General features: G+C 40.3%; 12 protein-coding genes and 1 tRNA gene. 6 read left to right on the forward strand and 7 right to left on the reverse strand.

Going from position 1 to position 15572, the window contains the following annotated elements:
* Positions 1 to 222: 222 nt before the first annotated feature.
* On the forward strand, positions 223 to 2460 hold the full coding sequence (locus F960_RS15915) for an NADP-dependent isocitrate dehydrogenase (protein WP_004867450.1): 2238 nt from the start codon (positions 223 to 225) through the stop codon (positions 2458 to 2460).
* Positions 2461 to 2707: 247 nt separating this feature from the next.
* Here F960_RS15915 and F960_RS15920 read toward each other — a convergent pair.
* Positions 2708 to 2794: transfer RNA gene (locus F960_RS15920), tRNA-Leu, on the reverse strand.
* A 178-nt stretch (positions 2795 to 2972) separates the two neighbouring features.
* Here F960_RS15920 and queA point away from each other — a divergent pair.
* From queA to secF, 5 genes are all read left to right on the forward strand, one after another.
* The gene (queA, locus tag F960_RS15925; RefSeq protein ID WP_004867452.1) at positions 2973 to 4007 is read left to right on the forward strand and encodes a tRNA preQ1(34) S-adenosylmethionine ribosyltransferase-isomerase QueA; all 1035 of its coding nucleotides are present in this window, start codon (positions 2973 to 2975) and stop codon (positions 4005 to 4007) included.
* Between the two features lie 396 nt (positions 4008 to 4403).
* Complete coding sequence (gene tgt, locus F960_RS15930) at positions 4404 to 5534, forward strand: tRNA guanosine(34) transglycosylase Tgt (RefSeq protein WP_004867455.1); 1131 nt, start codon at positions 4404 to 4406, stop codon at positions 5532 to 5534.
* 100 nt (positions 5535 to 5634) lie between these two features.
* Complete coding sequence (gene yajC / locus F960_RS15935) at positions 5635 to 5964, forward strand: preprotein translocase subunit YajC (RefSeq protein WP_004867457.1); 330 nt, start codon at positions 5635 to 5637, stop codon at positions 5962 to 5964.
* Positions 5965 to 6015: 51 nt separating this feature from the next.
* Complete coding sequence (secD, locus tag F960_RS15940) at positions 6016 to 7896, forward strand: protein translocase subunit SecD (protein ID WP_004867459.1); 1881 nt, start codon at positions 6016 to 6018, stop codon at positions 7894 to 7896.
* 7 nt (positions 7897 to 7903) lie between these two features.
* A complete protein-coding gene (gene secF / locus F960_RS15945) occupies positions 7904 to 8866 on the forward strand; it encodes a protein translocase subunit SecF (RefSeq protein WP_020846800.1) in 963 nt (320 codons plus the stop codon).
* 92 nt (positions 8867 to 8958) lie between these two features.
* Here secF and F960_RS15950 read toward each other — a convergent pair whose 3' ends face one another.
* The 6 genes from F960_RS15950 to ispG form a co-directional block, all read right to left on the reverse strand.
* The gene (locus F960_RS15950) at positions 8959 to 9603 is read right to left on the reverse strand and encodes a 4'-phosphopantetheinyl transferase family protein (protein ID WP_004867463.1); all 645 of its coding nucleotides are present in this window, start codon (positions 9601 to 9603) and stop codon (positions 8959 to 8961) included.
* An 82-nt stretch (positions 9604 to 9685) separates the two neighbouring features.
* Entirely contained in the window at positions 9686 to 11095 is a 1410-nt protein-coding gene (gene der / locus F960_RS15955; RefSeq protein ID WP_004867465.1) for a ribosome biogenesis GTPase Der, read from the reverse strand.
* 195 nt (positions 11096 to 11290) lie between these two features.
* The gene (bamB, locus tag F960_RS15960; RefSeq protein WP_004867466.1) at positions 11291 to 12439 is read right to left on the reverse strand and encodes an outer membrane protein assembly factor BamB; all 1149 of its coding nucleotides are present in this window, start codon (positions 12437 to 12439) and stop codon (positions 11291 to 11293) included.
* A complete protein-coding gene (locus tag F960_RS15965; protein ID WP_004867468.1) occupies positions 12439 to 13140 on the reverse strand; it encodes a YfgM family protein in 702 nt (233 codons plus the stop codon). The genes bamB and F960_RS15965 overlap by 1 nt, the downstream gene beginning before the upstream one ends.
* A 25-nt stretch (positions 13141 to 13165) precedes the next feature.
* Positions 13166 to 14455 carry a histidine--tRNA ligase gene (hisS, locus tag F960_RS15970; protein WP_004867470.1) on the reverse strand — a complete coding sequence of 430 codons (1290 nt, stop codon included), beginning with the start codon at positions 14453 to 14455 and terminating at the stop codon, positions 13166 to 13168.
* A complete protein-coding gene (gene ispG, locus F960_RS15975) occupies positions 14452 to 15567 on the reverse strand; it encodes a flavodoxin-dependent (E)-4-hydroxy-3-methylbut-2-enyl-diphosphate synthase (RefSeq protein WP_004867472.1) in 1116 nt (371 codons plus the stop codon). Before ispG ends, hisS begins: the two co-directional genes overlap by 4 nt.
* Positions 15568 to 15572 lie beyond the last annotated feature (5 nt).

Genomic DNA, 15572 nt, shown 5'->3' on the forward strand with positions numbered 1-15572 from the left:
CTGTGCAAAGTCGAAATTAAAGAAAATTTCACGTAGAATATTGACATTAGTGAACAATGCTGTTTTGTACAAATTGTCAGTAAAAGCATGATGAAAACATAGTGCTTTGGCTGTGGTGTAACAAGCACCAAAACTTTATATGTTTTATTTAAACAAACCGGTTCGCGGGACTGGGTCAAAAGTTCAGTCCCAACATAATCAATCTGAAGCAAGGGGCTACATATGGCTGGTGGAAAGTCAACTATCATCTACACTCTGACCGACGAGGCGCCATTGTTGGCGACTTATTCGTTACTACCGATCATTGAAACCTTTACTAAGCCTGCTGGCATCGAGATCGTCAAAAGTGACATTTCTGTAGCGGAACGTGTGCTTGCAGAATTTAACGACTATCTTAGCGACGAACAAAAAGTTCCAAACAACCTTGCAGAGCTTGGTCGTTTAACTCAAGATCCTGATACAAATATCATCAAACTTCCAAATATTAGTGCATCTGTAGGTCAGTTGACTGCTTGTATTAAAGAGCTTCAATCTAAAGGCTTTGCACTTCCTGATTATCCTGAAAATCCAACGACTGATGCTGAGAAAGAAATTAAAGCTCGTTATAGCAAATGTCTTGGTTCTGCAGTAAACCCTGTTCTTCGTGAAGGAAACTCTGATCGTCGTGCACCTGCTGCTGTAAAAAATTACGCGAAAAAACACCCACACTCTATGAACGAGTGGAAACAATGGTCGCAAACTCACGTTTCACACATGACTGAAGGTGACTTCTATCATGGTGAAAAATCAATGACGCTTGACCGCGCTCGCAATGTAAAAATGGAATTGATCACGAAAAGTGGTGAAACCATTGTTCTTAAACCAAAAGTTGCATTACAAGACGGCGAAATCATTGATTCAATGTTCATGAGCAAGAAAGCACTTTGTGATTTCTATGAAAAAGAACTTGAAGATTGCCGTGAAGCAGGAATTTTATTCTCATTGCACGTGAAAGCGACAATGATGAAAGTTTCTCACCCGATCGTATTTGGTCACTGTGTAAAAATTTACTATAAAGAAGCTTTTGAAAAACACGGTAAATTGTTTGATGAGCTAGGTATTAACATCAATAATGGTATGGCTGGTCTATACGAAAAAATTGAAACTTTACCGACTTCTTTACGTGAAGAAATCATCGAAGATTTACACGCGTGCCAAGAACACCGCCCTGCACTTGCAATGGTTGATTCTGCTAAAGGTATCACTAACTTCCATTCACCTAACGACATCATCGTTGACGCATCTATGCCTGCAATGATTCGTGGTGGCGGTAAAATGTGGGGTGCTGATGGTAAACAGTACGATTGTAAAGCGGTAATGCCTGAATCTACTTTCGCACGTATTTACCAAGAAATGATCAATTTCTGTAAATGGAATGGCAACTTCGATCCACGTACTATGGGCACTGTACCTAACGTTGGTTTGATGGCGCAAAAAGCTGAAGAATACGGTTCTCACGATAAAACTTTTGAAATCACAGAAGCGGGTATCGCAAACATCACTGACCTTGAAACAGGTGAAGTGTTGATGTCTCAAAACGTTGAGCAAGGCGATATTTGGCGTATGTGTCAAGTTAAAGATGCGCCGATCCGTGACTGGGTTAAACTTGCTGTAACTCGTGCACGTAACTCAGGTATGCCTGCAATCTTCTGGCTTGACCCGTACCGTCCACATGAAAATGAATTGATCAAAAAAGTTGAAAAATACTTGGAAGATCATGACACTGCTGGTTTAGATATCCAAATCATGTCACAAGTACGTGCGATGCGTTATACGCTTGAACGTGTTGCTCGTGGTCTAGATACAATTTCTGTAACTGGTAACATCTTACGTGATTACCTCACTGACTTGTTCCCAATCATGGAACTTGGTACTTCTGCGAAAATGCTTTCTATCGTTCCATTGATGGCAGGTGGCGGTATGTACGAAACTGGTGCAGGCGGTTCAGCACCTAAACACGTACAACAATTGGTTGAAGAAAACCACTTACGTTGGGATTCTCTTGGTGAATTCCTTGCGCTTGCAGTGTCTTTAGAAGAGCTTGGCATTAAAGAAAATAATGCTCATGCAAAACTTCTTGCAAAAACACTTGATCAAGCAACTGGCAAGTTACTCGACAATGACAAATCTCCATCACGTCGTACTGGCGAATTGGACAACCGTGGCAGCCACTTCTACCTAGCGATGTACTGGGCTGAAGCACTTGCAGCACAAGACGAAAATCAAGAATTGAAAGCTAAATTTGCTCCACTTGCAAAATCTTTAGCTGAAAATGAAGACAAAATCGTTTCTGAGCTTTCAGCTGTTCAAGGCCAATCAGTAGATATCGGTGGTTACTATGCTATTGATCCAGCAAAAGTAAGCGCGGTAATGCGTCCAAGTACTACTTTGAATGCAACACTTGATGCAGCAAATGCATAATATTCAATAATAAAAAAGCCAGCGTTCACGCTGGCTTTTTTATGTCTACTCTTTTTCTGTCTGTTATAAAATATGATTAAACTCAGCCCCAAAGTGAAAATAGCCCACTAATAATATTTTTATTTTACAAGTTTGAGTAAAACCACATTCGAGTCCACCCCTCGGACTCGAACTAAATTTCAGGCAATAAAAAACCCCAAGACTGAATGTGCTTGGGGTTTTTCACAGAATCTCATGATTCTTAATTTGGTCCCGAGGGTCGGACTCGAACCGACACGTCATCGCTGACAGTGGATTTTGAGTCCACCGCGTCTACCAATTTCACCACCTCGGGAAGTGATGTGGCTATAATAACGTTTTTGAAAATGATGTCAACGACAAGTTTTCACATTTGTTTATTTTTAAATCATAAAATGTTTTTTTGCTGTTTAAAGCATCAAAATCAGCCATAAAAATGAAAAAAGACTATACTAGCAAGCAATTTCAATCTGTACCTTTGATTTAAGCTTCTTATGCAACTCTCTGATTTTAACTTTGACCTCCCTGATGAACTCATCGCTCGTTACCCTCTTGAAACTCGTAGTGCATCGCGTTTATTGCATTTAAAAGCAGATGGACAGTACCAAGACCACCATTTCACCGATATTTTAGATATTTTTGAACCAGGTGATCTACTCGTGCTCAATGACACAAAAGTCATGAAGGCTCGCTTAAAAGGCAAACGAGCAACGGGTGGTGCTGTAGAGGTTTTGGTTGAACGTATTTTCGATCAGACGATTGCACATTGTCATATCAAGGCAAGTAATGCACCTAAAGCTGGCGCAGAGCTGTTCATCGGTCCTGACGAAGTTAAAGTTACTGTGACTGGCCGTCATGAAAATTTATTTGTGGTGGAATTTTCACAACCGATTTTAAATGTTTTGGATCAATATGGTCAGCTCCCTATCCCGCCTTACTTCAACCGAGAAGCTGAGGCAATTGATACTGAGCGTTATCAAACTGTATTTAATGATCCGACCAAGCTTGCCAGTGTCGCAGCTCCTACAGCCAGCTTGCACTTTGACCAAGATCTACTTCAAAAACTTGAACAAAAAGGCGTGCAAAAAACTTTTGTGACCTTGCATGTCGGTGCAGGGACTTTCCTTCCTGTACGTACCACAGATATTGAAAATCACATCATGCACAGTGAATGGTGTGAAGTATCAGAGCAAGCAGCGCAGTTGATTGCTGAAACCAAAGCTCGTGGCAATAAAGTCATTGCAGTCGGTACAACAGCAACTCGTGCAACAGAGAGTGCAGCGCAGGCTTGTGGTGGTAAAATTGGTGCATGGACTGGGGATACTCAAATCTTTATCTATCCTGGCTATCAATTTTGCGTGGTAGATCGTCTGATTACCAATTTCCATTTACCAGAATCTACTTTATTGATGTTGGTATCTGCACTTTCCAATCGTGACAATATTTTAAATGCTTATCATCATGCAGTTGCATCGAAATATCGCTTTTTCAGTTATGGCGATGCGATGCTTATCGATAAAGCATTGTAAAATATTAAAATACAAAAAATAACGATTGATTTATAAGTTTTTAAATGCGCCTGATCTTTTATTTTAGACAGGCGCATTTTTTATCATGTCACTACGGCTCGCTTGATTTGCATTTTCAAACGACACCCTGCCCATTTTATAGTTTCAAAAAATCTTGCAAACTTTGCATTTTTTAAGCATCTATTTTGCTAGAGATAAAGCAAATTTTGAGCATTCATCTGCTCACAAGTTTTTTGATTTTTAAATTGATAGAAAAACATGAATTTTTTGTATAAATGTCATTAAAAATTCGCTTAGAAATAATACAAGCCTAGCATTTAAGCCCATAATCAAGGAAAATAGAGCGCTTTAGCAACACATCAGCGAACTGTTTTTTCGCCTTGATTTGGATACTTTATGAAGTTTGAAAAACTGGGTCAGTCGGGTCGTGCCCGTCGTGGTCGTTTAACTTTAGAACACGGTGTCGTTGAAACACCTGTGTTTATGCCTGTCGGTACTTATGGTACGGTCAAAGGCATGCTCCCACGCGATATTGAAGAGATCAAAGCGCAAATTATTTTAGGTAATACTTTCCATCTTTATCTACGCCCAGGTCTTGAAGTCATCAAAGAACACGGTGGCTTACATGAGTTTATCAAATGGGATAAACCTATTTTGACTGATTCTGGTGGTTTCCAAGTCTTTAGTCTTGGTGCAATGCGTAAAATCAAAGAAGAAGGTGTGACTTTCCGTTCTCCGATTGATGGTTCAAAAGTTTTTTTATCTCCTGAAATTTCTATGGAAATCCAAAAAACTTTGAACTCAGATATCGTCATGATTTTTGATGAATGTACGCCATATCCTGCGACACATGAAGAAGCTGAAAAATCGATGCAGTTATCGCTTCGCTGGGCGAAACGTTGTAAGACTGCACATCATGACACCTTACAAAATAAAAATGCTTTATTTGGCATTATTCAAGGTGGCATGTATGAAGATTTACGTGATGTGTCATTGAAAGGTTTATTGGATATTGATTTTGATGGTTATGCCATCGGTGGATTATCTGTAGGTGAGCCAAAAGAGGAAATGATCAAAGTTCTTGATTATCTCCCAAATAAAATGCCACAAGACAAACCACGTTATTTGATGGGTGTTGGTAAACCAGAAGATATCGTTGAGGGCATCCGTCGTGGTGTCGATATGTTTGACTGTGTGATGCCTACACGAAATGCCAGAAATGGACATTATTTTGTGACTGACGGCTTGGTTCGTATCCGTAACAGTAGATACCGTCATGATCAAGGTCCGCTTGATCCACATTGTGATTGTTATACCTGTAAAAACTTTACTCGTGCTTATCTATTCCACTTGGAAAAGTGTGGCGAAATGCTTGCCTCGATGTTAGGCACCATTCATAACTTACGTTATTACCAACGCCTTACTGAAGATATTCGCGATGCATTAGACAATGGGACTTTTGATGACTTCGTTGCCGATTTTTATGGTCGCCGCGGGCTTGAAGTTCCAGCTTGTCCACAAGATTGAACTTTCAGCATTTGCGCTTCGCAAAAAGACAATGTAAATTGCTGATCATGTTTATAGAATTGTCAGAAATTGACTTAAATTTTTAGTTTAGGAAATTGTAATGAGCCTTTTTATTTCTAATGCGTATGCTGCGCCAGCGGCACAACAAGCACAAAGCCCGTATATGAGTATTTTAATGATCGTTGTTTTTATCGCGATCTTCTATTTTCTTATCTGGCGTCCTCAAGCAAAACGTGCGAAAGAACATCGTAGTTTGATCGATAGTTTAGGTGTAGGCAGTGAAGTTGTTTTTGCTGGTGGCTTAATGGGTCGTATTACAAAACTTGAAGGTGATTTTGCAGTCGTTGAACTTAACAAAGGTAATGTTGTTAAAATTCAACGTGCAAGTGTGATCTCAGTTTTGCCTGAAGGCACATTAGATAATCTTTAATCATAATGAGTCGTGCTTACAGCACGACTTTTCATTTTAAGAAGAAAGCGAATGCGTTACCCAGCATGGAAATATATACTGATCATCGTGGTTCTGATTATCAGTACATTATACGCACTGCCTAGTTTGTATCCAGATGAGCCTGCGGTTCAGATTTCTGGTGCCAAGGCAGGGACTCAAATTGATCAAAGCGTATTACAAAAAGCAGAGCAAATATTAAAAACTGACAATATTGCCACTCACGACAATACCTTTACCAATAATGCTGCCCTTCTTCGTGTAAGTTCATCTGACGCCCAGCTTAAAGCTCAAGACGCTTTACGCCGAGGTTTAGGTGATCAATATGTTGTTGCATTAAACCTTGCTCCAACAACACCAGAATGGTTGCAAAAAATTGGTGCTAAACCAATGAAACTTGGTTTGGACTTACGTGGTGGTGTTCACTTCTTGCTTGAAGTTGATATGGATAAAGCCATCGCTCAGCGTATGGAAACGTCTGCAACTGATATCCGTCGTGAACTTCGTGACAACAAAATCAATTTTAATAGTTTGTCATTGAACAATAATGCCATCACTATTCAATTTGCTAACAATAATGATCGTTCAGCTGCGATGGACTTTTTACGTCGTAATGGCAACGAATACATTCAGCAAGCGATTGCAACAACTGATGGCTCTACACTTCGTTTGACTTATAACGATACACGTAAACAAGAAATTCAATCTTATGCATTGAACCAAAACTTGACCACTTTACGTAATCGTATTAATGAACTTGGTGTTGCTGAAGCATTAGTACAAACCCAAGGTAGCAACCGTATCGTAGTTGAACTTCCGGGTGTGCAAGATACTGCTGAAGCAAAACGTGTCCTTGGTCGTACTGCGAACCTAGAATTCCGCTTAGTTGCAGATCAAAATGATCAATATGTGATTGGTCAACCAACACCTCCGGGAACTGAAGCCTTTGCTTTTGAATCTTTGGACAGTGGTCGCCAACTCTTGTTGAATCGTAACCGTATTTTGACAGGTGAACGTGTTCAAAATGCACAAAGTGGATTTGGCCAAGATACTGGTGGTGCTGAAGTTAATATTACTTTGGACAGCGCTGGTGGTAAGCTCATGGCAGATGCAACTCGTCATGCTGTGGGTAAACGTATGGCTGTTTTGTTTATTGAAAATAAACAAAAAATCAGCTATGTCACAGATCCAACTACTGGTGCAAAAACAGAAGTTCGCACACCATATACAGAATCTGTTGTAATCAATGCAGCAACCATTCAAGCTGTTTTAGGTTCTCAATTCCGTATTACAGGTCTTGCGTCGCCTCAAGAAGCTTCTGAGCTTGCATTGATGCTTCGTGCAGGTGCTTTAGCTGCGCCTATGTACTTTGTTGAAGAACGTGTGGTTGGTCCTAGCCTTGGTCAAGAAAACATTGATAAAGGTGTTTTATCGACTGTGGTTGGTTTCATCCTCGTTGCGATTTGGATGGTGGTATTCTTCCGCTTGTTTGGTCTGATTGCAGACTTTGCCCTTGTCGTAAACTTAGCCATGATTTTGACAGTTATGTCGTGGATCGGAGCATCTCTCACCTTGCCAGGTATTGCGGGTATCGTCATTACCATTGGTATGGCGGTCGATGCCAACGTTCTGATCTGTGAGCGAATACGGGAAGAAATAAAATGGGGCGCCTCGCCTAAGCAGGCGATTGTTGCAGGTTATGATCGAGCGTATAACACGATTTTCGACTCTAACTTAACCACATTCCTCGTTGCATTCATCTTGTTTGCGGTCGGTACAGGTCCAATCAAAGGCTTCGCTGTAACCTTGATGATCGGTATTGTTTGTTCGATGTTTACTGCAATTACAGTTACTCGTGCAATCGTACAGTTGATCTATGGCAAACGTCGTAACTTGAAAAAGTTGAGCATATAGGAGATCTATGATGACTGATGTGACTCAACCTAAAAAGAAATACGGTCGCCCAGATGACGAACGCATAATTGACTTTATGAAGATTGCCAAACCTGCGGCAATCATCTCTATATTGTTAACGATTGCAAGTATCTTCTTTATTGCAACCAAAGGTTTAAATCTAGGTCTAGATTTTACAGGTGGTATTTCTGCTGAAATTAACTACCAAAAACCAGCAGACCAAAAAGTAGTGACCGACACTTTAGCCAAAGCTGGTTTTAAAGATGCAGTGGTACAAACACTTGGTACAAATAAAGACTTACTGGTTCGTATGCCACCGCAAGATGTCAAAGTTGAAGATTTAAGTCGTACTTTGACTCAAGCCGTTCAATTGCCTAACAACACCGCTACCGTTCACAAAGTGGATTCTGTTGGTGGTCAAGTTGGTAATGAGCTTTACATTCGTTCAGCAGGTGCAGTGGCTTTAGCTCTGATTCTCATGCTGATCTATGTAACGATTCGCTTTGAATTTAAGCTTGCTGTGGGTGCTGTTCTATCGTTATTCCACGATATCATTGTGACTATTGGTATTTTTGCCATGATGCAATGGCCGTTTGACTTAACTGTATTTGCAGCGATTCTTGCATTACTTGGTTTCTCGTTAAACGATAATATCGTGGTATCGGATCGTATCCGTGAAAACTTCCGTAAAATCCGTGGTGCAACACCTCGTGAAGTCGTCGATATTTCTTTGACTGAAACTTTACGTCGTACTATCCACACCTCTGCAACCTTATTGCTTGTTGTATTGGCAATGATGTTCTTGGGTGGTGATGGCTTGCATTGGTTCTCGATCGCAATGTTTATCGGTGTATTTGTAGGAACTTACTCTTCTATTTATATTGGTACTGCATTTGCGCTTTGGCGTGGTCTGAACCGTCAAGACTTTATTGTTCAAGTTAAACCAGAATTTGAAGATGACATTCCATAATTTTTAGATTTCATTTTTAAATCAAAAAAGCCAGTAATCTCATTTACTGGCTTTTTTTTATGAATCAACTTTAAGAATCAATCCAATCTCAATTATCCCTGTACAATCTGAATCTTCGGAAATGCAAAACCTCGACAAGACAAGTCTGCTTGCCAAGCGACTGTAAGCATGGCATGTGGCAAAGTAAAATTTTGATAGGCAAAATGCCCAATCATTTGATGATCACACATTCCCCCATCTTGCTCAGGATGAATATGCGTATTTAGCTCATTTAAACTCAAACGAATACCAATGCCTGATGCTTTTAGCACCGCCTCTTTAGTCGTCCAAACTTTAAACCAATAATCCAACTCAAAATCGAGCGATTTCCAGTTATCCCATTCTTCGGGATGAAAAGCGTGTTTTGCCAAAGCTTCAAAACGCACTTTACGATCTAAATCTTCTATATCAACCCCTAAATCTCGGATTTTGTCACTGGTTGCTAGAGCATAGTGCTTTTGACTATGTGAATGGTTAAATGAAAATTGAGGAAAATCGGGTAAAAATGGCTTACCAAATTCAGTTTTGGCAAACTGATCTAAATCAATTGCTTGATCAAGAAATGTGGTTAATAGCTGATTGCGGTATTGGTATATAGCTTGCTTTTGTTGTTGAATATATTGCTTTCGATCAGTCGTCGCGATGCTTGGCACAATTTGCTCCAATGGGCTCACATCAACTCGAATGATTCTACTCACAGCGCATTATCCTGATATTTTCTATCATCATAAAATAAAAAAACCCAAAGATCACTTTGGGTTTTGCTTCGAGATTTAAAAATTAACGTTTAAATTTCTTTTCAGCTTTTTTGAACTTCTGTACATAACGACGTTTACGCGCAGCCACTCGCTCATCAACTTGAGTCTTACGACCTTCAAATGGGTTTTCAGAAGTTTTAAAGTCAATACGGACTGGCGTACCTTCAAGCTTATACACTTTACGGAAGACATTTTCCAAATAACGACGATAATCTGCAGGTGTTTTATCAACCTTATTACCATGAATAACAATCGTTGGTGGATTTTGTCCGCCCATATGCGCATAACGCATTTTGATACGACGACCGCTAATCATTGGTGGCTGATGGGCATCAGTTGCATCATTTAAAATCTGTGTCAATTTCGCAGGTGAAACTTTTAAATGAGATGAATCATAAGCACGGTGGATCGAAGGATAAAGCTCTCCAACACCTGTGCCATGTAAAGCTGAAATCAAATGGATACGAGCCCAAGGAATAAAGTCAAAACGACGTTCTACATCAAGCTTACATTGTTTACGATCGTATTCACTCATGTTATCCCATTTATTAATGGCAATAACCATGGCACGACCTGCTTCAAGTGCATAACCAATGAGATGCAAATCTTGCTCAACAATCCCTTCACGTGCATCAATTACTACCACAACAACATGCGCATCTTTCATTGCTTGTAGTGTTTTCACAACCGAGAATTTCTCGATCATTTCATCCACTTTACCTTTACGGCGCACACCTGCAGTATCAATCAAAGTATATTGACGACCATCGCGTTCAAATGGGATATAAATTGAGTCACGCGTTGTTCCAGGTTGGTCAAATGCCACGACACGATCTTCACCGAGCAAACGGTTGACCAAAGTCGATTTACCTACATTTGGACGACCAATAATTGCCAAACGCAAACCTGTTGCTTTGTCGTGCTCTTCTTCACTTTCATCTTCAGGAATATCTTCAAGAACATCCTCAAGCATTTGCTGTACGCCACGACCATGACTCGCAGCAACTTGCAATGGTTCACCCATGCCCAGTTTAAAAAATTCAACTAAAGCAGCTTCTGCGTGTACACCATCAACTTTGTTGGCAACCAAGAATACTTTTTTGCCTAAAGTACGCAATTCACGTGCAATTTGTTCATCGGATGCAAGCAAACCTGCACGCGCATCTACAACAAAAATAATAATATCGGCTTCATTAATCGCAGTTTTTGACTGCTCCGCCATATATGAATCAATACCACCTTCATTTTCGCCAATACCCCCAGTATCAACAACAATGAAAGATTTATTTTGGAATACAGCATCACCGTATTTTCGGTCACGAGTCAGCCCAGCAAAGTCTGCAACGAGCGCATCGCGGCTTTTGGTAATCTGGTTAAATAACGTCGATTTACCGACATTCGGACGTCCAATAAGGGCGATTACGGGTTTCATAGATTAACCTTAATTCAAGATCAGCCAGTTGGACTGGTCTGAACATCAGATAAATTGGAGGGAAAATGGGACAAAGCCCTTTGTCTTTCGACAATTCAAATAAAAAACACGGGGTATTGACGATTCAAACCCCGAGTCCTAAAAAATTTATTTGCTTAGTTTAACACAAGACTCAATAAATTTGCTGTATCAAGCTTAACGTTTCTGCCAGATCGTCATCGCACCTTTACTGGTCGCTGAATAAAGCTGAGCATCAACTACACGTAAAGTACGGACTTCACCACTTGATTTAGCTCGACCAAGCAATTTACCTGTATCTGGATCTACAAGATGTAAATAACCATCAAGATCACCAACGACTAAACTATTATCAAAGAATACTGGATTGCTGAGCTTGCGGTTAAGCAACTCTTCATTGCTCCAAACTTTTTGACCTGAAGCCAAGTCATATGCTTCAATCTTACCATCGCTTGTTGAAACAAATACTTTCCCTTCTGCAACTTCTGGTCCAACTAAGCTACTGGTATCTTCACTCCAAGCAACACGCTGTGAAGCCATATCAAGTACAGTCACCTGCCCTTGATAGCTCACGGTTACCACATATTGACCAGAAACAACGGGTTGACCATCAATATCAATCAAACGTTGTATATCAGAACGCCCATCCGATACTGCGACACGGCGTTGGAAACGCGGAATACCTGTCACGGTATCAATACCGTAAATATAAGCATTTGCACCTGCAACAAGTACGGTACGAGGATCAAGCGCTACAGGAGTTGCTTGTCCACGCAGACTAAGCTGCGGATCTGGCATCTTGTAAGTCCACGTTTGCTCACCAGAAGCAATATCATTGGCGAAAATAGTGCCATCATTTGCAACGGTAATCACACGATCATTTTGTACAAATGGAGCACTAATGATTGCACCTGAAAGTTGTGCAATCCATTTTTGCTGACCATTTTCTTGATCTAAAGCATATAAATGACCTTTTGCATCACCAACAAATAGCATGCCATTTGCAGCAGTAATCCCTGAAGTTAAGCCATGTTTATTGACTTTAACTTTCCAAAGACGTTGTTTGCCTTTATAGGCTTCAACTTCCCCTTTAGGATCAATAGCAAAAATAACACCATTTTCAGTATCTAAACGCAAACGGAGTGGATCAATTTTATTGGTTTGCGAAACATTGATCGAAAATACAGGTGCCAAACTTTGGCTCACTGCAATTTTTGGTAGTGGATTTGGCTTAACTTCTTTTTCTTTTGCTTTATGACTCGAACAACCTACTAAAGCAGTTGTTAAGATTGCAAGGGCAAAAGGTATTTTATATTTTCTATCCATCAAGATTCATCCACTTGAGTTTGTATAACTGGGCGTTCAAAATCAGGATCATCAACTAAAATGCCAACACTTTCGAGTTTAATTTGTAAAATTTGACGATCTTGTTTACGTTCTAGCACTGCGTTCCATGCACTTTGATATGCTTTTTTAGCATTTTCAATATCATTTTTAGCAACATAAGCATCACCTTTAGCTTCTTCCACAGTTGCTTTAAATGCGGGATCTGTAACTTCTGCCAAGGTTTTGAGTGCAGCATCATTTTTATTTTGCGCAAGCTCAGCATCTGCAAGACGGATTTTTACAAGAGATAACAAACCTTCATCTTTAATCGAAGAATTTGCTACTTTTTTCAAAGCATTCTCTGCTGCTGCATAATCACCTTTGTCATAAGCCAGTTTTGCAATCACAAATTGACTTTGGATCGCATGCACTGAGTCTGGTGATTTTTCAGTGATTTTGTTTGCTGTAGCAGAAAGCGAATTGAAGGCATTGGCATCTGTTCCTGCAGAACGTGCATCATCCATCAATTGCTGTACTTGAGCTGTATGCTTTTGCTCTTTTCCTGCACCGCGCTTCTGCCAGTACTGCCAACCGAAAAAGGCAATCAACGCGATTAAAATCCCCGTAATGATTGATGAACCATATTTCTTGGCGAAGGATTTTGCATTATCAAGTTGTTCAGTATCAGTTAATGAACTCATCTGATTGTCCTTTTCGATCTGCTAATTAGGCAAGTTTTTCTATTATAAATTTAACAATATCAGCTACAGCGACTTCGCTTTGATCTGCTGTTGCTAACTCTTTTACGCTTAGTCTTTGGGCTTCCCACTCACGTTCACCCAAAATTAACGCCAATAAAGCACCTGATTGGTCTGCTTTTTTCATTTGGCTTTTCATACTGCCTTGTGAACCTGTCTTTAAACGGATCGAACTATTTGCCGCTTCAAGTTGGTTGCGGATTTGTTCAGCAAGTACAAGTGCCTTACCTTGAGAGGCAGGATCAGCCAATAAGAATACTTCACAATCACGAACTGGCGTATTATCTTCTACTTGTTCAAGAAGTAAAAGTAGGCGTTCCATTCCCATTGCAAAACCAACAGCAGGAACAGATTGATCAGCCTTTCCTTTTAACTGACCAACCAAACCATCATAACGACCACCAGCACATACTGTACCTTGTGAACCCAAATGGGTTGTAGTCCATTCAAATACAGTTTTATTGTAATAATCTAAACCACGAACCAATTTTTGGTTAATCACAAATGAAATACCAGCATCAGTCAAATATTGTTGTAACTGATTGAAATGGCTTAAGCTATCTTCGCCTAAGAAATCATGCAATTTTGGTGCATTGACTAAAATTTCTTGGGTACGTGCATCTTTTGAATCCAAAATACGAAGCGGATTGGTTTCTAAACGACGTTGAGAATCTTCATCCAACTCATGCTTATGATCAGTTAAAAATTCAACCAATGCAGCACGATACTGTGCACGCTCGTCAGACTCACCTAGCGTATTTAACTCAAGTTGAACCTTGTCAGAAACACCCATGCGTTTCCACAAACGTGCAGTCATCATGATCAGTTCAGCATCTTGATCAGGCGTTGCTACACCAAAAGTTTCCACACCAAATTGATGGAACTGGCGATAACGACCTTTTTGTGGTTTTTCATAACGGAACATTGGACCGATATACCACACACGCGGTGTTGCACCACGAAGCAAGTTATGCTCAAGCATGGCACGTACGCACCCTGCTGTCCCTTCTGGGCGTAGAGTCAATGATTCTGGCGGATTACTTTTATCTAAAAAGGTATACATTTCCTTTTCAACGATATCAGTTGCATCACCAATCGAACGCTTAAACAAATGAGTCTGTTCAACAATCGGCAAACGAATCTGCTGATAACCATAAGCATCCATCAATGCTGACAAATGATGCTCAAGACGTCTCCACGCTGGCGTTTGCGTTGGGAGAATGTCATTAAAACCTTTGATTGCGACTATTGAACTCATGATGAACTACGAATGATCTCTTTAGATTTAGCTTCTTCAAGCTCTTTAACACGTTGACGAACCATTGTTTCGATTTCATCAACTAACTGATTGGTATCAATTAAATGGCTTTTTTCACCATTTCTATAAACCAGTGAACGAGGTGCAGCACCTACAACACCGATGTCAGCCTCTTTGGCTTCACCCGGTCCATTCACTTTACAACCAATGACTGATACATCCATTGGTGTACGAATATCTTCTAAACGCTCTTCTAGCGACTGCATGACCTTGATCACGTTAAATTCTTGGCGTGAACAACTTGGACAAGCAATAAAGTTAATCCCGTTAGAACGCAAACCTAAAGACTTGAGGATATCAAATCCAATTTTCACTTCATCTTCAGGTTCTGCTGCAAGCGAGATACGCATAGTATCGCCAATCCCTTCCATGAGCAATCCACCGAGTGCGATCGCAGATTTTACCGTACCTGTACGATAAATACCCGCTTCTGTTACACCTAAATGCAAAGGATTGTCAATTTCTTTGGACAATAAGCGATAAGCATCCATGGTTAAAAATACATTGGAAGCTTTAACCGATACTTTAAATTCGTGATAATCGAGACGATCCAAGATATCAATATGACGTAGAGCTGATTCAAGTAAAGCAGCGCCTGTAGGCTCACCATATTTCTTTTGTAAATCTTTTTCGAGCGAGCCAGCATTGACCCCTATACGCATCGAAATGTCATGATGTTTTGCCGCAGCAACCACTTCACGAATTTTAGCTTCAGAACCGATATTACCTGGGTTGATACGTAAACAATCCGCACCCAAATCTGCGACACGTAAAGCAATTTTATAATCAAAATGAATATCAGCAACCAACGGTACTTGTACACGCTTACGAATTTCACCAAACGCTTCTGCTGCTTCCATTGAAGGCACCGAAACACGCATGATATCCGCACCTGCATCCGCACAGCGTTGAATCTGCGCAACCGTTGCAGCCACATCACAAGTTTCAGTATTGGTCATACTCTGGATACTGATCGGAGCATCGCCACCAACATAAACTGAACCTACTCGAATCTTACGAGTAGGACGACGTTTAATCGGATTTTCTATCATTGTAT

Origin of the sequence: Acinetobacter gerneri DSM 14967 = CIP 107464 = MTCC 9824 (assembly GCF_000368565.1) — a bacterium.
GTDB classification, from domain to species: domain Bacteria; phylum Pseudomonadota; class Gammaproteobacteria; order Pseudomonadales; family Moraxellaceae; genus Acinetobacter; species Acinetobacter gerneri.

Coding starts and splice junctions, on each gene's coding strand:
- F960_RS15915 (WP_004867450.1), top strand. CDS start 223: ATGGCTGGTGGAAAGTCAACTATCATCTACACTCTGACCGACGAGGCG.
- queA (WP_004867452.1), top strand. CDS start 2,973: ATGCAACTCTCTGATTTTAACTTTGACCTCCCTGATGAACTCATCGCT.
- tgt (WP_004867455.1), top strand. CDS start 4,404: ATGAAGTTTGAAAAACTGGGTCAGTCGGGTCGTGCCCGTCGTGGTCGT.
- yajC (WP_004867457.1), top strand. CDS start 5,635: ATGAGCCTTTTTATTTCTAATGCGTATGCTGCGCCAGCGGCACAACAA.
- secD (WP_004867459.1), top strand. CDS start 6,016: ATGCGTTACCCAGCATGGAAATATATACTGATCATCGTGGTTCTGATT.
- secF (WP_020846800.1), top strand. CDS start 7,904: ATGATGACTGATGTGACTCAACCTAAAAAGAAATACGGTCGCCCAGAT.
- der (WP_004867465.1), bottom strand. CDS start 11,095: ATGAAACCCGTAATCGCCCTTATTGGACGTCCGAATGTCGGTAAATCG.
- bamB (WP_004867466.1), bottom strand. CDS start 12,439: ATGGATAGAAAATATAAAATACCTTTTGCCCTTGCAATCTTAACAACT.
- F960_RS15965 (WP_004867468.1), bottom strand. CDS start 13,140: ATGAGTTCATTAACTGATACTGAACAACTTGATAATGCAAAATCCTTC.
- hisS (WP_004867470.1), bottom strand. CDS start 14,455: ATGAGTTCAATAGTCGCAATCAAAGGTTTTAATGACATTCTCCCAACG.
- ispG (WP_004867472.1), bottom strand. CDS start 15,567: ATGATAGAAAATCCGATTAAACGTCGTCCTACTCGTAAGATTCGAGTA.